Source organism: Pseudonocardia acidicola, assembly GCF_012911935.1.
GTDB lineage: Bacteria > Actinomycetota > Actinomycetes > Mycobacteriales > Pseudonocardiaceae > Pseudonocardia > Pseudonocardia acidicola.
Genome location: NZ_JAAXLA010000011.1, coordinates 73,133 through 91,701, shown reverse-complemented (window position 1 = coordinate 91,701; position 18,569 = coordinate 73,133). Strand labels below are relative to the sequence as shown.

The window sequence follows — 18,569 nt, the reverse complement described above, 5'->3', positions numbered from 1 at the left end:
GCCCTCGCCAACAGGACTTCTTGAACAGCTCCTGGTGTCCTGAGTCAGGAATTCTGTTCAGATATCCGGCGAGTCGTTCGAGGATCTCGTCGGCGGTCTTGGTCCAGACGTAGGGGCGTGGGTTGTCGTTCCAGGTCGCGATCCACGCCCTGATGTCTGCCTCGAGGGCCTGGACGGAGGTGTCGACCCCGCGGCGGATCCGCTTGCCGGTGAGCTCGGCGAACCAGCGTTCGACAAGGTTGAGCCAGGACGACCCGGTCGGGGTGAAGTGCAGGTGGAAGCGCGGGTGGGCGAGGAGCCACTTGCGGATCGCGGGGGTCTTGTGGGTGGCGTAGTTCTCCAGCACGAGGTGCACGTCGAGGCCGTCGGGCACCTCGCGGTCGACGGTGGCCAGGAACTTGCGGAACTCCTCGGCCCGGTGGCGGCGGTGCAGTGATCCGATGACCCTGCCGGTGGCGATGTCGAGGGCGGCGAACAGTGTGGTGGTGCCGGCCCGGACGTAGTCGTGGGTGAGTCGCTGTGGTGTCCCGGCCATCATCGGCAGGACCGGCTGGGAGCGGTCCAAGGCCTGGATCTGGGACTTCTCGTCCACGCAGAACACCAGCGCCCGCTCCGGCGGGTCCAGGTAGAGCCCGACGACGTCGTGGACCTTCTCCACGAAGAACGGGTCGGTGGAGAGCTTGAACGACTCCGTGCGGTGGGGCTGCAGGCCGAAGGTCCGCCAGATCCGCGACACCGTCGACTGCGAGAGCCCGCTCGCAGCGGCCATGCCGCGGGTCGACCAGTGCGTCGCGTCCGCGGGCGTGGACTCCAGAGTCCTGCGGATCACCTCGGCGACCTGCTCGTCGGTGACCGTGCGCGGCCCACCCGAGCGCGGCAGGTCACCGAGCCCGGCGATGCGATGCTCGACGAACCGACTGCGCCAGCGACCGACCGCGTGCGGGGTCGACCCCACCTGCTCGGCGACATCCTTGTTCGACGCCCCCGACGCACACGCCAGCACGATCCGACACCGTAACGCCCACGCCTGAGGAGTCGACCGACGCCGCACCCACTCCTCCAACGCCGACCGTTCGTCGTCGGTCAGGATCAACTCGGCCTTGGGGCGTCCGGTCCTCGCCATTCGACGACCCTACACATCTGAACGAAACTCTTGACTCAGCACACTAGGCGCGAAGGGCGCGACCGTTCGGCCGGGCAGGGGCCTCGGTGTCCCCGGTGAGCACACCCGCCGGGCTGGGGCCGTTGGCTGCCGGTCTGCCACTTCCGCCGGGCTTGGTCTCATCTGGTGGGACGACCAGCCGACCGACATCGCCTTCTCAGAGCTGACCGGCGAGGAACCCCTTCGCCGCTGAGTTGAAGGTGTCGGCAGCCTCGATCTGGGCCCAGTGGGCGCAGTTCGGGATGACGAACAGCCGCGCGTTCGGGATCCGGCGGACGAGCCATTCGCTGCCCTCCAGGGGGACCACCGGGTCCTCGCGGCCGTGGATGAACAGCACGTCGTTGGTGATCCTGCGCAGGGCGGTCTCCGGGAGGCCCAGCCCGGCGACGCCGGTCGGCGCGAAGGTCAGCAGGTGGGACCGGCGCACCTCCGGACGCAGCGCGACCTTGAGCCGCTCCTCGGCGATCGCGTCCAGCCGATCTCCGAACAGGCCCGGGTTGACCATCATGTAGGAGATGAGCTCCTTCATGCTCTCGGTCGAGGGGTCGTCGTAGAAAGTGATCAGCTTCATCAGCTCGCGGGTCGGTGTGGCGGCCGGGCCACCGGCGCCGGCGCTACCCATGCCGATCACCTTGCCGATGCGTTCGGGGGCGCGGGCGACCATGCTCAGCGCGACCGCGCCGCCGAGGGAGTTACCGACCAGGTGCACCTTGTCGATCCCGAGCTCGTCCAGCATCGCGAAGTTGGCGGTCACGATCTGGCGGATCCGCCCGCCCGGGGCGAGCTCCTCGGGGTGGCTGGAGTCACCCCAACCGACCTGGTCGATGACCAGGCAGTCGTAGTCGTCGGCGAAGGCGTCGATGTTGCCCGAGAAGTTCGACATCCCGGTCGCACCGGGTCCCGATCCGTGCAGGAACAGGACGGCCTCGGCGTTGCCCTCGCCGGCCCGGTTCAGACGGATCGTGTACTCGCCGGCCTTCACGTCGGTCGCGGTGACTGCGGTCATCGTTCGGGTTCTCCTGAGATCGCTGGGTGCGGTGAGATCGGGTGGTCCGCTGATCGGCCCGGGCCGCGGCGGACCCGCTGACGGCTACATCTCGCTCACACCCCCGCGATCTTGAGCTCGACGCCGAGCTTCGAGCCGGCGTAGGCCAGGCCGTGCGGATCCGCCCACAGGTAGGTGTGGCCGAGCATCGCCTGGATGTCCTGGAACGACCGGTGCAGGGGGTGGTCGATGTATGCAGTCCGGCCGCTGGACGCGCGATACAGGGTCATCACGGCGTCCGCGACGATTTCGGCGCCGTGGTTGGCGTTCCAGCGGATGAACGCGATCTGCTCGGGTGAGCAGCGCCCGCCGGCCGCCACCAGGTCGTAGACCTGCGCGCTGTCGCGCCGCAGCTTCAGCTCGGCGGCGTCGAGCCGCCAGGTCACCTGCGCCAGCCGCTCACGGACCAGCGGCTCCTCCCGCATCGGCACCCCGAGCCCGGAGAACCGGGTGCTGGTCAGCTCGGTCCAGAGCTCGACGAAGCCGCGCGCGGCGCCCAGCACCGACGCGGCCAGCACGAAGTTGAACATGACCGACCACGGCATCCGGTACAGCGGGCCGTCGTTGCGTTCCTGCCCGGGCAGGGGCAGCCCGAGCTGGTAGTCCAGGTGGGACTGGGTGCGGTGGTCGGGGACGAACGCGCCGTCGACGACGATGTCCTTGCTGCCGGTCGCCCGCATTCCCGCGGTGTGCCAGTTGTCGTCGATGGCGTACTGCCCCGGCATCAGCAGGACCGAACGCAACTCGGGCAGCTCCGCGCTCTCGACCGTCCGGCTCCCGGTGGCGACGCCCAGCATCACCCCGTGGCCGTGGTCGCAGCCCGAGGAGAACGACCAGCGCCCGCTCACCCGGTAGCCGCCGTCGACCCGCTCGGCTTTCCCGGTGGGGGCGTAGGACGACGACGGGATCCGCCTGGCGTCCCCGGCCCACATCTCCTGCTGCGTCTCCTCCGGGAACAGCCCGAGCTGCCACGGGTGGACGCCCATCACGCCGAGGACCCAGCCGGCGCACGGGGAGGCGCGGCCCACCTCCATGACGGCGTCGAGGAACTCAGCGAGGGGGACCTCACCGCCACCCCAGCGGGCCGGCTGCATGCCGCGGACCAGCCCGGACTCCACCAGCAGCTTCCATGCCGCGTCCGGCATACGGCGCAGGCGATCGCCCTCGTCCGCGTGTTCCCGTAACTGCGGGGCGACGTCACGCGCCACGTCGACCAGTGACATGTCGTGCCTCTCTCGAGTCGTCGAAGATCTGTCAGGGCCGGACGCAGACGTGCACCGCGTCGGTCCGCGGATCGCTGCGGGCGAAGGCATCCAGGGCGGCCGCGGTGTCCTCGAGCGCGAAGGAATGGGTGACGAGCCGGTGCAGCGGATACCGGCCCGACTCGATGAGGGCGATGGCCGGTCGCACCGCGCGGCTGTCGCGCCCGTAGACCCCGCGGACCGTGAGCTCCTTGAGGAAGATCGTGTCGACCGCGACGTCCGGGCAACCGCGGTGCCTCGCCCCCGCGACGACGACCGTGCCGCCGAACCCGGCCAGTCGAAGCGCGGCGCCGAACGCGTCGGGCGCGCCGGCGGTCACGTCCACGACCAGGTCGGCGAGCCGGCCGCCGGTGATCTCGGCGACCCTCGCGACCGGGTCCTCAGCATCGACGTCGACCACCACGTCGGCGCCGAGCTCCCGCGCGACGGCGAGCCGGGGCGCGTCCCGGGCCGTGCCGGTGACGACGATCGTGCCGGCGCCGGCCTCGCGGGCGGCGATCACGCAGCCCAGCCCATGCGGCCCCGGCCCCTGGACGACGACGGTGTCCCCGATGCCGAGCCCACCCACCTGCTGGACCCACCGGATGCCGTTTGCGATCGGGATGAACAGCGGGCCGAGGTCGGCGGGCACGTCGTCGGACACCCGGTACACGAGCGAGTCGGGATGCAGGTACATGTACTCGCTGAACCCGCCCCACAGCGCCGGCTCGACGGTGGTCGCCACGGCGCCGTAGCGCCCTCCGTTCTCGCACAGGTGGTAGTTGAGGTACCGGCACCTACGGCAGCGGCTGCACGGGAACACTTCCTCGACGACGATGCGATCCCCCTCCCGGACCCCCCAGCGCCGGGAGGCGCGATCCCCGATCCGGGCCACCCGCCCGACCGGCTCGTGGCCGAGGATCAGCGGGAACCGCACCATGTCGGGGGCCTGGTGGTAGAAGTACAGGTCGGTTCCGCACAGGCCGGTGGCCTCGATCATCATCAGCGCGTCGTCGGGCCCGATGTCGGGCAGGTCGAACTCGTCGAGTTCGGTGCGGCCGGGCGTGACCGCGACGGCCGCTACCGCCTTGCCCGCGCTGCGGGGCATGGCTCTCCTCTCCGTCGCTCATCGCGGCCGCTCTCGTAGGGCAGGTATCGATCCAGGGCCGTGGTGGGCATCCGGACGATGCACTCCACTTCGAGCGGATCCAGATACCGAACCGCGCCGCTGCGTTGGTCCACCACACGCAGCCGCGGGCCGTTGGCGTCCCGGTCGACGCTGATCGACACGTGCGCGAACTCGCTCCTGAGCTCGAATCCGGGATCCCCGTCGGGCATGTCTCTCCATCCGCTCACGCGCCGGTCATCGCGTCCGTGTGACGACGATCGGCGCGGCGGAGCGCGTCGCCGTCGAGCCCGCGGCACATCGCACCGACCCACCAGCGGTACAGGCCGCGGTAGACGGTGTCATCGGTGATGTTCCCGGCCGTCTCGAACGGGCCGATGGCGGCGAGGTCGAGGTCGGTGGCCTCCCGATGCATGCCCCGGGACAGGTCGTTCCAGGGTGCGGCGCCCGCCCGGTACCCCTCGGTGCACGAATCAAAGGCCTCGATGTCGTCGGGGGTGCCCATCCCGGCGGGCCCGTAGAACACCTCGTAGGCGCGCAGCTGAGCCCGTCGCACGTGGTCCGGGACGCCCTTCGGGAAGTACGCGTAGCCGCGGACCTCGGTCCGGTCCACCGCCAGCGGGCGGATCACCCGGATCTGTGGACCCGGGTGCTCGAGGATCACCAGGTTGGGAAAGATCAGCAGGTGCTGGTGGATGCTGCCGGCCAGCGGTGCGGCCGCCGCTCCGAACCGCTCCTCAAGTGCGCGGCGCTGTTCGGAGTCGACGTGGCTGTGTCCGTCGGCGTCGTAGGTGCGCGAGACCACCGTGCCGTGCCCGTTGCCGAGGTAGACCGCATTGTCGCCTTCCATCAGGCGGTGGCTCGACGGGACGGGCACCCCCTTGGCCTTCATGACGTCGAGGAAGCTCTTGTGCGTGGTCGGCAGGTGGTAGAAGTCGAGGGCGTTCTCCACCTGGAGTTTCCAGTTGCCCTGGTAGCCGTACGGCGTGGTGCCGCGCGCGATCTCGACGCCGCCGGGGTACTTGCCGACGATGGCGTCCAGATAGGGCCGCGCGTTGCCGAGGTGCTCGGCCAACGGCGGCGTGTCCGGGTCGAGGCTGCCGAAGACGAAGCCCCGGTAGGACTCGACGCGGGCCACCCGCCGCAGGGCGAGCCCGTCGAGGTCGAAGTCCGGGGCGTAGCCGGCACGGTCGGGCACGCCGACCAGCTCCCCGGAGTTGCGGTAAGTCCAGCCGTGGTAGAAGCAGCGGAACCGGGCGGAGTTCCCTGCCTCCGAGCGGCACACCGTGGCCCCCCGGTGCATGCACCGGTTGAGCAGCCCGTGCAGCGTTCCGTCCTCGGTGCGCACGAGGATCACGGGCTGGCGCCCGATCCAGACCCGCTGGTAGTCGTTGGGCTGCGACACCTGGCTCTCGTGTGCCAGGTAGACCCACCCGGTCTCGAAGAACGCCTCCATCTCCCGCGCGAAGAGCTCGGCGTCGGTGTAGACGTCGCGGTGCAGCAGGAAACGCCGGCCCGCCGCGTCATCGACGAGCACCGACCGGATCCGCTCCGCGAGGGACGGTCCACCGATCACAGCCCACTTCCCTTCCGCAGTCGACAGCCCTCTACACGAGGGGCAGGAAACCCGCTCGGATCCCGTCGTTGGTCAGCACGACCTTCTTGGAGGCGATCTTCAGCTGCCCGTTCTCGCGGCGGAGCCGGTATTCGCAGCTCCCACCGAAGATCTCCTGGCGCCCCCCGCGGTAGAGATGCAGCAGCCATTTGCAGTGCACGACACCCTGCGCCGGGTCGTCGACCATGACGTTGCTGACGAGCCGGTCGGTCCGGCCGGGCGGGTCCATCACGTGGGCGTGGCCGGACAACGCGCGGGTGGCGTAGTCCTCGAGGCCGGAACGGTCGAGCAGCAACAGGCTGACGTCCCGGCTCGTGTCGTCGACCAGCTCGGACTCGCAGTGCCAGCTGGGAATCCAGTAGACGACGTCCTCGGTCAGCAGGTCGAGCCATCCGCGGTGGTCCGCGGCATCGAGCAGGCGCGCCTCGCGGAACAGGAGGGCCTCAGCGGCGCCGCGCTCGACGCCGCCTGCAGCCACGGCCTGCTCCGCCTGGACCGTACTCATCGATCGGACGCGCCGTAGTGGTCGAGGAAGTCCAGGGTGACGCTCGAGAACGTCTCCGGGTACTCGATCATCGCCCAGTGCCGGCACTTGGGGAGGATGTACCCGGCGGAGTCGCCCAGCAGTTCGAGAAACCGGTAGGCGTTCGCGAGCGGGACGACCAGGTCGTCCTTGCCGTGCACGACGAGGGTGCGGGTGGTGACCTTCGCGATCTCCTCGGTCGGGTAAACCAGCCCGTGCTCGCGTACCCAGGCCATGGTCGCGGCGTATGCGGCACGGGTCTCCGGCTGCACGGAGATCTCGTACCGGTAGCGGACCTGGTCCTCGCCGGCAACGAAGCCGGGGTTGGCGAGTGCCGCGATGATCCGACGCATGCCCTCGACGGTGAAGTCGTAGTTGAGGATGGCTCCCAGCTCCGGGCTCGGCGCCCCGCCCAGGCCGGCGCTGCCCATCAGGACCAGGTTCTCCACGAGGTCGGGCCGGCGCATGGCGACGCCCAGCGCGGTCGCCCCGCCCATCGAGTTGCCGACGATGCTGACCCGCTGCAGCCCGAGCGCCTCGATGAACGCGATGATCTGCTCGTTGCGCGCGTCCTGGGTGTAGTCGAACCTGCTCGGATCCGGTTTGTCGGTGTGTCCGAAGCCGACCAGGTCGGGTGCGATCGCGCGCTTGCGCTTCGCGAAGTGGGGCAGACACGTCGTCCAGTTGGAGCGGCCGTCCGCCCCGGCCCCGCCGCCGTGCAGCAGGATGACGGGGTCACCCGACCCGTCCTCGATGTAGTGCGTCCGGAAACCCCCGGTCGCCACGTACTTGCCGTTGTTCTTGCCGTTGTCGGCCATTGCAGCTTTACCCCCTTCCTGAACGAGTGCCTACGAAGCGAGGAGCCGCAGTACGAGGTCCTCGCACTCGCTGCGCTTCGGCAGGCCGAAGAACCTGATGCGGTTGCCGATGGGGTCGCCGCTGTAGAGCCGCTCGTAGAGCGCCTGGCGGCTGCCGAACTGGCCGCCGGTCGCGTCCCAGGCCAGCCGCATGACCCGCAGCCGCTCCTCGGCGGGCACGTCGGGCCCGTGCATGAACCGCTCGAGCAGGCCCGTGAGCTCGGGGTTGTGGAAGTCCTTCTCGGTCATGGCGATGACGCCGCTGCCGGCGACCATCCGCACGACGTCGACGGCACGGGCGAGCACGTTGGGGAAGAACACCATGGTCGCCGACAGCCCGATCGGGGTGTCCACGACCGGCTCGCCGGGGCGCGGCGCCGGCGTCTCGCCGGCCCGTGCCCGCTCGCGGGCCTCGATGCGGCGCGCGACGTCCAGCGCGGCCCCTTGCAGCAGCCCTTCGGCCACGCCGACGTAGGCGACCAGCTCGCCGATCTCCTCTTGGTGGCGGGGCGACTGGGTACGCCCGTTCACGCGGGCCACGACCCCGGCCAGGCCGGTGAGGAAGCGCAGCTTCGCGGCACCGCGGACGGCGGCCTGCAGCCCGGTGTAGCCCGGGCCGTTCGGGATCAGGCCGTTGTAGGCCTCCACGTCCCCGCCCACGAAGACCCGCTCGCGCGGCACGAAGACGTCGTCGAAGAGGAGGACGGCGTCACCCTCCTCGAACCGGCTCGTCAGCGGCTGGTCGAAGGCGCTGCCGCCGGTGTCGTACGGCTCACGGCACACGATCTTCAGCCCGGGCGTGTTCGCCGGTATCGCGAAGGCCAGCGCGAACTTCTCCTCGCCTGGCCGGCGCGGCACGAACGGTCCCACCACGATCTCCTCGGCGACCGGGGCCAAGGTGGACAGCAGCCGGGCGCCGCGGACGGTGATCCCGTCGGAGGTCTCGTCGACGATCTGCACCGCCTCCTGCGGAGCGTCCGGCTTCGATCGGTCGGTCTGCGGGTCGATCAGCGCGTGCGTGGTCGACAGGTCGTTCGCGCGCAGGAACTCCAGGTAGTCCCGGACCCTGGCGGCGGCCTCGTCCTTGCCCATGTACGCCAGGGAGTACGCGGCGTCCAGGATGAAGGCGTTCACGAAGTCGGGGATGCGGCCCATGAGGCCGTAGGTCAGGTCCGTGCGCAGGTACTCGCAGCGCAGCCGGGCGCCCATCTCCTCGGCGGTCCGCGCCGGCAGCAGCGTGGTGCTGACCCGCTCCCCGGACGTGGGCGAGACGTAGGTGAGGGTGTCGATGTACCGTTCGTCGTGCTGGGCGTCGTACAGCCCGGCCATCGTCGTGATGATCCCCTTGAAGGCCGGGTCGTCGGTCACGTCGGAGACCACCTCCCCGTTGACGTAGACCGACCGGCCGTCCTGCAGGCCCTTGACGTACTGCGCTCCACTGCGAATGCCCACGGCGTGCTCCGGCTCCTCGTGATCGGTGATGCGGTGTGCGGCGGCCGCGCCGGGCCCGTCCGGCGGCGGGACGGGCCGACCCGACGCATTGCGGTCAGGACCGGGGTCAGCCCTGGATGGGCTCGACGCAGCCGGGGGCCGGCGCGTCACCCGGCCGGTGGCCCCAGATGCTGGTGCTCTTCATGTGGGTCACCACCCAGTCGTCCTCGTCGTCGACGGTCTGTGCGCCCCAGCCGTACTCGATCTCGAAGCCGCTCGGGGAGCGGAGGTAGAAGCTCAGCATCCGGTCGTTCGTGTGCCGGCCGAGCGTCATGGCGAGCGGGATCTTCCGGTCGAGGCACAGGTCGTGGGCCCTGCCCACGTCGTCGACGGAGTCGACCTGCAGCATCAGGTGGTGCAGGCCGCGCATGCCGGGGATGGCCATGATCGCCAGGGTGTGGTGGCGCGGGTTGACGTGGAAGAAGATCAGCCGGTTGCCGCCCATGTCGATCTCGTCGCTGATCCGGAACCCCAGGACCTTGCGGTAGAAGTCGAGCGACTGCACGAGGTCCGGGACGACGAGCACGATGTGCCCCAATCCCTGGCCGCCGGTGACGAAACCCGACATGGCCCGGCCCGGCTTGAACGATCCGGGCACGACCAGCTGACCGTAGAACAGTTCGTGGGTGAACCCCGCGGGGTCGGTGAAGCTGACCAGGTCGCGCACCCGGGCCGCCTCGCACTGCTCGGCGGTGGCCCGTTGCGCCGCGACGCCGGCCCGCTCCAGCTCCTCGACGGCGTCGGCGAGGTCCTCCGCGCTGGGCAGCTCCCAGCCGGCGCACTGGAGCCGGTTCTGCTGCCCCTCGGTGATCACGATCCGGCCGGGCCGGTCGTCGTTGGTCAGCGCGACGGTGTTCGGCCGGCCGAGCGGATCCTCGGACACCGCCAGGCCGAGCACCTCGGGGCCGAACGTGGCCCAGTCCTTCGCATCCGGTGACTCCACCCGCAGGTAGCCGAGTGATGTGATCTTCATGTTGTCTCCTCGATGCCGGGATGGCGGCGCCACCCGTGGGCACAACCGGCCGGGGTCCGGCCGCGCGCCGCCCGAGCCGGCGGGCGGCGAGCGGTCGCTCGGTGGATCAGAAGAAGTTGCTGAGGTTCTGCGACAGCAGGAGCGTCTGCTCGAGCAGGATGTGGCGTCTGGCGATCAGGAACGAGCCCTCGTGGTGGCGGAGCAGGTCCTGGCGCGATCCGATCCAGGTCGTCTCCTCCGACTTCAGGCGGGTGCGGTAGAGGATGAAGTTCGAGTGCACCTCCAGCTCGCCGCCCCGGTCCTCGACGACCCGCACGTTCGTGACGATGTGCCGCGTCCGCGACGGCGGGTCCTCCGCCCATGCCGTGCCGCTCCCGAGCTTGGCCACCCGACCGAGCAGAATCTGCTTGTTGTCGTCGAAGAAGGCGATTTCCCCAGGCTTCGTGAACTCCTTGTCCAGCTCACGCCACAGACGGGTCCGCCGGATCGGCATGAAGTAGTGGGTGTCGTCGCTGAACAGCTGCGCCCACTCCTCGTAGCGGTGGGCGTCGAGCAGTGCCGCTTCGTCGGTGTAGAAGCGCTCCACCTCGAACTGCCGCAGCATCTCCGCGAGCCGGTCGCTCCCGACTGCGATGTCCTGGTCGATGGTCATGGTCGTCCTGTCCTCGCGTCGGCCGGTCAGATCACGTCGGGAGGGGTCGTGCGCTCACGCAGCTCGTCCCAGTCGCCGCCGGAGAGCCACTCCGCCCAGGAGGCGAAGGTCCACAGCTGGCCGTGCTCATTGATGCTGCACTCGATGTAGGGCGGGTCCCGGTCGTCGTCGCCGTGGATCACCTTGCCGCGGCCGAGGTTCATCTGCAGCAGCTGCGGGATGGTGCTGCTGGCCGAGCCGCGAGTCTGCAGGGTGCTCTGCGCCCAGTTCTCGCCGTCCTCCTGCTCGAGCGCCCCGCCCGGGCCGAAGGTGAGGATGGCCCGCTGGAGGATCATGGCGCGCTCGTCCGGGGTGGCCTCGCGCGGCACGAAGGTGAACCACCAGATCTCGGTCTCCTGCGGACCGCGGGGCACCCGCAGCGAGATCTGGTTGAACGCGGGGGTGATCCAGAGCGTCGGGAAGATGTTCGTGTGGCCGATCGACCTTCGGCCCATAGGACCGAGGTTTTCCCGCGCTTCGGGGGTGTCGCGCCAGGAGTGGTCGATCAACCCGTTGAAGTCGCCGAACGCCTCGATCGTCGGCCCGGCAAGGGCGTGGCCGAATGCGTCGATGAACACGAGCTGGTCACCGGCGTCGCCGCCCACCACGCCGCCCGGCAGCTGGATTGCGGAGCCATCGGGACCCGCCACGCCGTCGGTCTTCATGCGTCCGCCCGTCAGGTCGGGCGGCGAGAGGCTGAGTCCGGATTGGAAGGCGGACAGGTGGGTGATCTGGGGGTGGTACCAGTCGAACAGGTTGTCGACGGCGAATTTCCAGTTGCAGGGGATGACGAACTTCTGGATCCCCGGGATGATCTCCATGTCGCCTTGGCCGGCGATCATTTCCAGGCCGAGGCGGCCGGTGCGGCCGAGGAACTCGTGCAGGGGTGGGGCCTGGGGGTCGGAGGTGGCGAAGACGAAGCCCTTGTAGGTGTCGAGTTGGGCGACGTGGCGCAGGCCGTTGGCGGCGAGGTCGAGGTCGTTGTGGTAGAGCTCCTCCAGGCCGGGGACACCGACGAGTTTTCCGGAGATGTCGTAGGTCCAGCCGTGGTAGGTGCACATGAAGTTGCGGGCGTTGCCCTCCTCGGCCCGGCAGACGGCGTTGCCGCGGTGGGCGCAGGTGTTGAGCAGGCCCTTGATGCTGCCGTCCTTCTGGCGCACCACCAGGACGTTGTCGCGCCCCATGGGGGCCTCGAAGAAGTCGCCCCTCTTGGGGATCTGGCTTTCGTGACACAGGAACAACCAGCTGCGACCGAAGATCGTCTTCATCTCCTGTTCGAAGATCTCCGGGTCGCTGAAGATGCTGCGGTTGATCTCGCCTCGTTCGAGAGAGACGAGCTGGTGCAACTTCTCGGCCGCGATCGCCATGGTGTCCTCCCTGATCCGGCTCACGGCATCGGCCCGCCGCCCGTGCCGGCCGGCCGTCGCCCTCTGAGACGGGCCGCGAGTTGAACTGCGCCTGCGCTGAAGCCCGGTGCGCTCGACAGGCTGTCGGCGCGCACGTCCATCCTGTGATTCCCGACATAGCCCGCCCAGCGGGCCGTTCCATGTCGCGGAACCGATCCCGCTGCGCCGGCCCTCGATCCGGCGCGGTCGGGTCCCTGCGCCGCATGTGCTCAGCGGTCGGTGAGGGCGGCTGTGTTGGCCTTCTCGCCCTCCCGGCCGTTCCAGTGGGTGACCTCTGCGACCGGTCGGCGCGTTGTCGGTCCGTACCGCTCGCCGGTCGGATGACCGAGGGCACGGCCACGGGCTCCACGGTGCTCGGGAGCCTGAGCAGGTCCTTGATGGCGGGCATGTCGTACGCCGCCCAGCGATCATGGCCTGAGGCGGGGAAACGGCGGGGGCCGCCAGGACCGTCCACGACGACGACCACCCACGACCGGGTGTTGTCGCCGCTCGGAGGCGTTCGTGGCGGCCTCGATGAGCGTCGTGACGACCTTCCTAGGCACCGGGTCCGTGCGGAAGCTTCGGATCGCACGCTAGGTGTCCATGGCCTCGAACGAGCCGTTGTCGGAATGCGCCACCGCGCTCAGCCCCAGAAGCCGGGAGGGCTCGGCACGAGCGCGGTGAGCTGTGCCACCTGAGCTTCGTCGAGCTCCAGGTCAGCGGCCGGCATGGCGGACTCGAGCTCCTCGACGCTTTCTGGCCCGATGATGACGCTGCCGATGCCGGGTTGGGCGAGCAGCCACGCGAGAGCGACATGCGCGGGACGGTGCCCCCAGGACTCGGCGAGGTTGGTGAACCGCTCGGCCAGCTGAAGCTGCTGCTCGCTGAAGCCCCGGCCGCCCCAGCGTGTGTCGCCGGCGAACTCCCGTTGCCTCCCCACCCCGGCGAGCAGCCCACCGGCGAGCGGGCTGAAGACCGTGGTGCTGATCCCGAGGTGGCGCGACGCGGGCAGTACGTCGGTCTCGACCCACCGGTCCGCGACGTTGTAACGGGTCTGGTGGCAGACCGGCCGGCGCAGGCCCAGCTGGTCGGCGCGCAGCACGGCCTCGGTCAGCTGCCAACCGCCGTAGGTGGACAGCGCGTAGTGGCGGATCTTGCCCTGGCGGATGAGGTCCTCGAACGTCTGCAGGGTCTCCTCGATTCGGGTAAGCGGGTCGGGGTGGTGGGCGTAGTAGACGTCGATGTGGTCCGTGCCGAGCCGGCGGAGGCTGCGTTCGACCTGCCGCATGATGTGCACCCGGCTCAGGCCGCCGCCGAACAGACCGCCGTCGTTGGGCCCGGCGCCCACCGGTTCGGACACCTTCGTCGCCAGGACGACCTCGTCCCGGCGACCCTTGAGCGCGGCGCCGACGAGCTCCTCAGCGGAAGCACGCTGGTTCGCAGGCGGAACGCCGGGGCGGTCGAACCGCCCTTGGTTCCCGTAGGAGTTCGCCGTGTCGATGAAGTTGACCCCGGCGTCCAGTGCCTGGTGGACCAGCTTGCCGACGTCCTCGGCGAGCGGCGCGACGCCGAACGTCGCGGTGCCGATGCATACACGCGAGACGCTCGTACCCATGGAACTCAACACTTGATACCGCATGTACCTCTCATTCCTTTCGGCCCGGCCGGTGGTGGAACGTCGCTCCCGTCGCTGAAGGTCGTCGGCGCCGCCTCGCCGGCCGACCTCCTACGGCGTGATCGGGACTCATCCGGGAAGGGGAGCGGGCGCAGTCGCTGATGGCCCCAGAAGCCGGGGCGGTGTAGTGGCTCATCGCCCCCTCGTCGTCGATGCGGCGGCCGTAGCAGCCGTACCCCCGGTCGAACCCCGACGGCGTCTGCAGTTGGAGACGAGCTGGCGCAACTTCTCGGCCGCGATGGCCATGAGGTTCTCCCTGATCCGGCTGCGGACAACGCACCCTCCGAGCCGGGTGGGGAACATGATCAGCCTGCCCGCGCAGGTCGCCGATGGGCGCGCGGGTCAATCCTGTGATCGGGGACACAAGCGGCCCAGCGGGATGTTCCATCGAACGGAACCGATCCGCTGCGCCGTCGGCGCGGGTCTGGCGCAGCCGGAGGGTTCCACCGGTTGGAACAACATGGTTCCGGCGGCCCCCCGGGTTGGGCTTCTCTTCTTCGCATGGAGATCCTGAAGCTGTCGAAGAGAGTTACGTGCAAGCCGCTCGATGAGTGGCGGTCCGTCGCGACGGAACTGCTCGGCACGCAGATCAGGATCGTTCAGGGAAAGCGTTGGCGGCACCGGGTCATCGAATGTGGAGACGGCGAGCCGCTGATCCTGATCCACGGCATCGGGGGGCACGCCGAAACCTACGCCCGCAACATGCACAACCTTGCGGCCAACGGGTTCCACGTCTATGCCATCGACGCGCTATATCACGGCTTCACCGACAAGGAGCCCTACAGCGACGAGCAGCGGTGGGACCTGCAGGTGGACGCGCTCGCAGACCTGATCGACGCGCTGGGCCACACGTGGGCGCACATCGAGGGTGAGTCGATGGGGGCGATGATCACCTTCGAGTTCGGCATGAAGTACCCGCAGATGTGCGGGAGGCTCGTCATGAACACCGGCTTCGGGTTGGTGAATCTGAAGAAGACCGACTTCCGGGAGCAGCCGGGCGGCGGGTCCGCGCTGCAAGATCTGTCGGTCCGGTCGGTGGTGAGTCCGGCGTTCGCGACCGTTCGGCAGCGGATGGAATGGCTGGTCGCCAGCCCGGATCGCATGACCGACGAAATGGTGGAGATCCGGCTGCGGCTCTACTCCTTCCCCGAGATTTACGAGTCGATGCAGAAGGTGTACTGGATCGGCAAGGAGTGGCGGTGGACGCCGCGGTGGGAGGAAGAGGACGTCCAGAAGTTCCGCCCCGAGGCCCTCATTTTCTGGACCGAGCACAACCCGGGCCAGGGGCCGGACTACGGCGAGTACGTGGCGGGGCTCATCCCGGGCGCCAAGTTCTACAACATGGCCGACGCCGCGCACTGGCCGCAGTGGGAGAAGCCTGAGGAGCACGACCAGGTCCTGATCGACTTCATCAAGCCGGGCCAGGGTGAGGGACGGCGATGACGTACAACGGCGACGGGACCGCCCGCAACGGGCCCGTGGCCACCGGAACGATCGGTTCGCTGGCCCGGCCGGAGGAGGGGCTGATCGACCGGCGGATCTTCTCCGACGAGGGCATCTACCAGCAGGAGCTCGAGCGGATCTTCGCCCGGTGCTGGCTGTTCCTCTGCCACGACTCGCAGATTCCGAAGCCCGGTGACTTCTTCTCGACCAACATGGGCGAGGACCCGGTGCTGGTGGTCCGGCAGAAGGACGGATCCGTCGTCGCATTCCTGAATAGCTGCCGGCACCGGGGCATGAAGGTGTGCCGGGCCGACATGGGTAACACCAAGGGGTTCGCCTGTACCTACCACGGCTGGGCGTACGGGGTGGACGGCGCGCTGGTCAACGTGCCGAACTACGACGACGCCTACTACGGTGAGCTGCCGCTGCGGGACTGGGGCCTGCCGCGCGTCCCGCGGCTCGAGATCTACAAGGGCCTGGTGTTCGGCTCCTGGGAGCCGTCGGTCCCGTCGCTGCCGGACTACCTCGGCGACATGCGCTTTTACCTCGATGCGATGTTCGACCGGACCGAGGCCGGCATGGAGGTCATCGGCGGCGTCCACAAGTGGATCTTCAAGGGCAACTGGAAGCTCGCGGCCGAGCAGTTCGCCAGCGACATGTACCACGCCCCGATCAGCCATGCCTCGGCCACGATGGCACTGGCCCACAACGAGGACCTGACCGAGGCCGAGGTCGCCGCGATCGAGAACACGTTCAGGCCGGACAGACGGCAGTTCAGCTCGGCGCTGGGGCACGGAACCGGGTTCTTCACCGACGCCGGCCAGGGATTCCGGTCGGGAATGCCGCTCCCGCTCAAGCTCTACTACCAGCAACGCTGGGCCGAGCTGAGCGAGCGCCTCGGCGAGGCGCGGGTCAAGGGCCCGATGAGCGCGCACGCGACGGTGTTCCCCACGTTCTCCTACCTGCCGACGACGAACACCGTCCGGGTGTGGCACCCCCGGGGGCCGGGGGAGATGGAGGTCTTCGCGTGGATCTTCGTCGACAGGGACATGCCGGCGGAGGTGAAAGAGGCGCAGCGGCTACACACCGTCCGGACGTTCTCCCCCAGCGGGCTGCTGGAGCAGGACGACGGCGAGAACTGGGGCGAGATCCAGAACGTGCTGCGCGGGGCCGTCCAGCGGCGGTACGCCTTCAACTACCAGATGGGGCTCGGGCACGAGCGCACTGACGACCCGGACTACCCCGGGCGCATCGGTTTCGTGATGGGTGAGATGGCGGCGCGCGGCTTCTACCGGCGGTACGTGCAGCTGATGGAAAGCGAGCACTTCCCGGCCGAGGCGCCCGTCGTGGCGCCGCTGGCCTAGGCCGTGGCGAGGAGCGCGTACATGACTACTGCGATCGGCCTCGCCTGCCGCCGGCTCGGTACGTCGGACCTGCAGATCTCCGCCGTGGGGCTGGGCGGCAACACGTTCGGGCCACCGAGACTGGACGAGCAGCAGACCCGCCGGGTCGTGCACGCGGCTCTCGACCTCGGGGTGAACTTCGTCGACACGGCGATCGTGTACGGGCAAGGGCAGTCCGAGGAGTTCCTCGGCCGCGTCCTGGGCCGGCGCCGGGACGACGTCGTCATCGCGACGAAGTTCAACCTCGTCGGTCTCGACGGCGGGTCGGTTACGGGTCGGATCGCCGCGCACGCCGAGGAGAGCCTACGCAAGCTCGGCACGGACCGGATTGACCTCTACCAGCTGCACATGCCCGAACCCGGGGCGCGCCGAGGAGATCCTGACCGCTCTCGACCGGCTGGTCGCCGCCGGCAAGGTACTGGCCATCGGCACGTGCAACTACGCGTCCTGGCGGCTGGCCGAGGCCGCCCACACGGCGCGGGAACTCGGCACGGCGACGTTCGTGTCGGTGCAGAACTACTATCACCTGCTCGCCCGCCAGACGGAGCAGGAGGTCGCGTCGTTCTGCGCCGCATACGGGCTTGGCATACTGCCGTACCACCCGCTGGGCGGCGGCTTCCTCACCGGGAAGTACCGCCGCGGCCACCCCCGCCGCCCGGTACCCGCGGGGCCGCCGGCAGCGGCATCGTCACCGCGATGAGCACTGAGAGTAACTACGCGCTGCTCGGCGAGCTCGAGCGGTTCGCTCGCGACCGGGGACACACGGTCGGCGAGCTGGCCATCGCCTGGCTGCTGGCGAACCCGCTGGTCGGGTCGGTCATCACCGGCGTCAGCAACCCGGCGCAACTCGAGGCCAACGTGGTCGCCGCCGGCTGGCACCTGAGTGCGGAGGACAAGCGCGCCGTGGACGCGATCGTCAGCGGACCGGCCGGACCACCCGATCCCGAGCGCCCGCCCTACCCGCGCCTGCAGCGCCGGCCACATTCCGGCGCCCGGGTACGCCCACGCGGCGTGATTCGAGATGCAGGGAGCGAGACGATGTCGATCGACCCAGCCCTGGGGACGGGCATTCCCACCTTCGGCCTGGCGGTTGATCCGGAGACCCAGCGGGAAGTGGAGCAGTTCCTCTTCTTCGAGGCCCGGCTACTCGACGAACGCCGGTTCAGCGAGTGGTACGACCTGTTCAGCGACGACGTCCACTACTGGATGCCCGCGCGCTACAACCGCCTACTGCGGGAGATGGACAAAGAGGTCGCCAGGCCCGGCGAGATCGCCAACTTCGACGAGGACAAGCGGTCGCTCGGGCAGCGGGTGTTCCGCATGAATACCGGCATGGCCTGGGCCGAGGATCCGCCGTCTCGTCACCAACGTCTTCGTGCGACCCGGTGACGCGGCCGACGAGTACGAGGTCGAGTCCTATTTCCTCACCTACCGCAGCCGCGGGAACACGGAGTTCGACATCTGGGCCGGCAAGCGGAACGACCTGTTGCGCCGGATCCGTCGTGGGGCCTGGCAGATCGGCCGCCGGACGATCCTGATCGACCAGGCCACCATCCTGTCGAAGAACCTTAGTGCCTTCTTCTGAGCAACCGGAGCAATCGCGGCGATCGAACGGGAACGGAGATAGTCGACAAATGGCGTGGATAAGAGCATGCGGCGTCGGGGATGTCGAGCCGGGCGAGGCGATCACGGTCGACGTCGACCCGCCGGTGGCGGTGTTCAACGTCGGCGGCGAATTCCTGGCCACCGCGGACACGTGCACGCATGCAGAGTCGTCGCTGGCCGACGGCTACATCGACGGCACGGAGGTGGAGTGCGCCTGGCACTTCGCGAAGTTCTGCCTGCGCACCGGTCGGGCGCTCACCCTGCCGGCGACCCAGCCCATCGCGACCTACCCAGTGCGGGTTGAGGACGACGCCGTATTCATCGACATCTGAGA

Annotated in this window: 15 protein-coding genes and 3 pseudogenes; 6 read left to right on the top strand and 12 right to left on the bottom strand. The window is 69.2% G+C overall.

What is annotated here, in order from left to right; translation table 11 throughout:
• Window positions 1-52: 52 nt before the first annotated feature.
• The 12 genes and pseudogenes from HF526_RS08610 to HF526_RS08555 form a co-directional block, all read right to left on the bottom strand.
• A pseudogene (locus HF526_RS08610) lies at window positions 53-1,123 on the bottom strand (IS630 family transposase); the annotation flags it as partial.
• A 196-nt stretch (window positions 1,124-1,319) separates the two neighbouring features.
• Complete coding sequence (locus tag HF526_RS08605) at window positions 1,320-2,168, bottom strand: alpha/beta fold hydrolase (protein ID WP_169380814.1); 849 nt, start codon at window positions 2,166-2,168, stop codon at window positions 1,320-1,322.
• A 95-nt stretch (window positions 2,169-2,263) separates the two neighbouring features.
• The gene (locus HF526_RS08600) at window positions 2,264-3,430 is read right to left on the bottom strand and encodes an acyl-CoA dehydrogenase family protein (protein WP_169380813.1); all 1,167 of its coding nucleotides are present in this window, start codon (window positions 3,428-3,430) and stop codon (window positions 2,264-2,266) included.
• 31 nt (window positions 3,431-3,461) lie between these two features.
• Window positions 3,462-4,556, bottom strand: coding sequence for a zinc-dependent alcohol dehydrogenase (locus tag HF526_RS08595; RefSeq protein ID WP_169380812.1), 1,095 nt, complete (start codon window positions 4,554-4,556; stop codon window positions 3,462-3,464).
• A gap of 244 nt (window positions 4,557-4,800) precedes the next feature.
• Complete coding sequence (locus HF526_RS08590) at window positions 4,801-6,150, bottom strand: Rieske 2Fe-2S domain-containing protein (RefSeq protein ID WP_169380811.1); 1,350 nt, start codon at window positions 6,148-6,150, stop codon at window positions 4,801-4,803.
• A gap of 31 nt (window positions 6,151-6,181) precedes the next feature.
• A complete protein-coding gene (locus HF526_RS08585) occupies window positions 6,182-6,694 on the bottom strand; it encodes an aromatic-ring-hydroxylating dioxygenase subunit beta (RefSeq protein WP_169380810.1) in 513 nt (170 codons plus the stop codon).
• Window positions 6,691-7,530, bottom strand: a complete 840-nt coding sequence (locus tag HF526_RS08580) for an alpha/beta fold hydrolase (RefSeq protein ID WP_169380809.1) — start codon at window positions 7,528-7,530, stop codon at window positions 6,691-6,693. The genes HF526_RS08585 and HF526_RS08580 overlap by 4 nt, the downstream gene beginning before the upstream one ends.
• 30 nt (window positions 7,531-7,560) lie before the next feature.
• The gene (locus tag HF526_RS36845; RefSeq protein WP_169380808.1) at window positions 7,561-9,021 is read right to left on the bottom strand and encodes a 4-hydroxyphenylacetate 3-hydroxylase N-terminal domain-containing protein; all 1,461 of its coding nucleotides are present in this window, start codon (window positions 9,019-9,021) and stop codon (window positions 7,561-7,563) included.
• A 106-nt stretch (window positions 9,022-9,127) separates the two neighbouring features.
• Window positions 9,128-10,033, bottom strand: coding sequence for a VOC family protein (locus HF526_RS08570; protein ID WP_169380807.1), 906 nt, complete (start codon window positions 10,031-10,033; stop codon window positions 9,128-9,130).
• 106 nt (window positions 10,034-10,139) lie between these two features.
• On the bottom strand, window positions 10,140-10,685 hold the full coding sequence (locus tag HF526_RS08565; RefSeq protein WP_169380806.1) for an aromatic-ring-hydroxylating dioxygenase subunit beta: 546 nt from the start codon (window positions 10,683-10,685) through the stop codon (window positions 10,140-10,142).
• A 26-nt stretch (window positions 10,686-10,711) separates the two neighbouring features.
• Complete coding sequence (locus tag HF526_RS08560) at window positions 10,712-12,091, bottom strand: aromatic ring-hydroxylating oxygenase subunit alpha (protein WP_169380805.1); 1,380 nt, start codon at window positions 12,089-12,091, stop codon at window positions 10,712-10,714.
• A 661-nt stretch (window positions 12,092-12,752) separates the two neighbouring features.
• Complete coding sequence (locus tag HF526_RS08555; RefSeq protein WP_211176956.1) at window positions 12,753-13,724, bottom strand: aldo/keto reductase; 972 nt, start codon at window positions 13,722-13,724, stop codon at window positions 12,753-12,755.
• A gap of 561 nt (window positions 13,725-14,285) precedes the next feature.
• Between HF526_RS08555 and HF526_RS08550 the strand changes: the two genes are divergently transcribed.
• The 6 genes and pseudogenes from HF526_RS08550 (at window position 14,286) to HF526_RS08530 (ending at window position 18,567) form a co-directional block, all read left to right on the top strand.
• Window positions 14,286-15,227, top strand: a complete 942-nt coding sequence (locus HF526_RS08550) for an alpha/beta fold hydrolase (protein ID WP_169380803.1) — start codon at window positions 14,286-14,288, stop codon at window positions 15,225-15,227.
• Entirely contained in the window at window positions 15,224-16,591 is a 1,368-nt protein-coding gene (locus tag HF526_RS08545; RefSeq protein WP_169380802.1) for an aromatic ring-hydroxylating oxygenase subunit alpha, read from the top strand. Before HF526_RS08550 ends, HF526_RS08545 begins: the two co-directional genes overlap by 4 nt.
• A gap of 21 nt (window positions 16,592-16,612) precedes the next feature.
• Window positions 16,613-16,930: pseudogene (locus HF526_RS37345) on the top strand (aldo/keto reductase); the annotation flags it as partial.
• Between the two features lie 28 nt (window positions 16,931-16,958).
• Complete coding sequence (locus HF526_RS35220) at window positions 16,959-17,330, top strand: aldo/keto reductase (RefSeq protein WP_239028451.1); 372 nt, start codon at window positions 16,959-16,961, stop codon at window positions 17,328-17,330.
• Window positions 17,327-18,215: pseudogene (locus HF526_RS35215) on the top strand (3-phenylpropionate/cinnamic acid dioxygenase subunit beta). The gene HF526_RS35220 and the pseudogene HF526_RS35215 overlap by 4 nt, the downstream one beginning before the upstream one ends.
• Before the next feature lie 49 nt (window positions 18,216-18,264).
• Window positions 18,265-18,567 (top strand): bifunctional 3-phenylpropionate/cinnamic acid dioxygenase ferredoxin subunit, encoded by a 303-nt coding sequence (locus HF526_RS08530; RefSeq protein ID WP_169380801.1) that lies wholly within the window; start codon window positions 18,265-18,267, stop codon window positions 18,565-18,567.
• Window positions 18,568-18,569: the final 2 nt, after the last annotated feature.

Coding starts and splice junctions, on each gene's coding strand:
- HF526_RS08570 (WP_169380807.1), bottom strand. CDS start 10,033: ATGAAGATCACATCACTCGGCTACCTGCGGGTGGAGTCACCGGATGCG.
- HF526_RS08605 (WP_169380814.1), bottom strand. CDS start 2,168: ATGACCGCAGTCACCGCGACCGACGTGAAGGCCGGCGAGTACACGATC.
- HF526_RS08530 (WP_169380801.1), top strand. CDS start 18,265: ATGGCGTGGATAAGAGCATGCGGCGTCGGGGATGTCGAGCCGGGCGAG.
- HF526_RS08580 (WP_169380809.1), bottom strand. CDS start 7,530: ATGGCCGACAACGGCAAGAACAACGGCAAGTACGTGGCGACCGGGGGT.
- HF526_RS08550 (WP_169380803.1), top strand. CDS start 14,286: ATGGAGATCCTGAAGCTGTCGAAGAGAGTTACGTGCAAGCCGCTCGAT.
- HF526_RS08595 (WP_169380812.1), bottom strand. CDS start 4,556: ATGCCCCGCAGCGCGGGCAAGGCGGTAGCGGCCGTCGCGGTCACGCCC.
- HF526_RS08545 (WP_169380802.1), top strand. CDS start 15,224: ATGACGTACAACGGCGACGGGACCGCCCGCAACGGGCCCGTGGCCACC.
- HF526_RS08555 (WP_211176956.1), bottom strand. CDS start 13,724: ATGGGTACGAGCGTCTCGCGTGTATGCATCGGCACCGCGACGTTCGGC.
- HF526_RS08560 (WP_169380805.1), bottom strand. CDS start 12,091: ATGGCGATCGCGGCCGAGAAGTTGCACCAGCTCGTCTCTCTCGAACGA.
- HF526_RS08585 (WP_169380810.1), bottom strand. CDS start 6,694: ATGAGTACGGTCCAGGCGGAGCAGGCCGTGGCTGCAGGCGGCGTCGAG.
- HF526_RS08565 (WP_169380806.1), bottom strand. CDS start 10,685: ATGACCATCGACCAGGACATCGCAGTCGGGAGCGACCGGCTCGCGGAG.
- HF526_RS08600 (WP_169380813.1), bottom strand. CDS start 3,430: ATGTCACTGGTCGACGTGGCGCGTGACGTCGCCCCGCAGTTACGGGAA.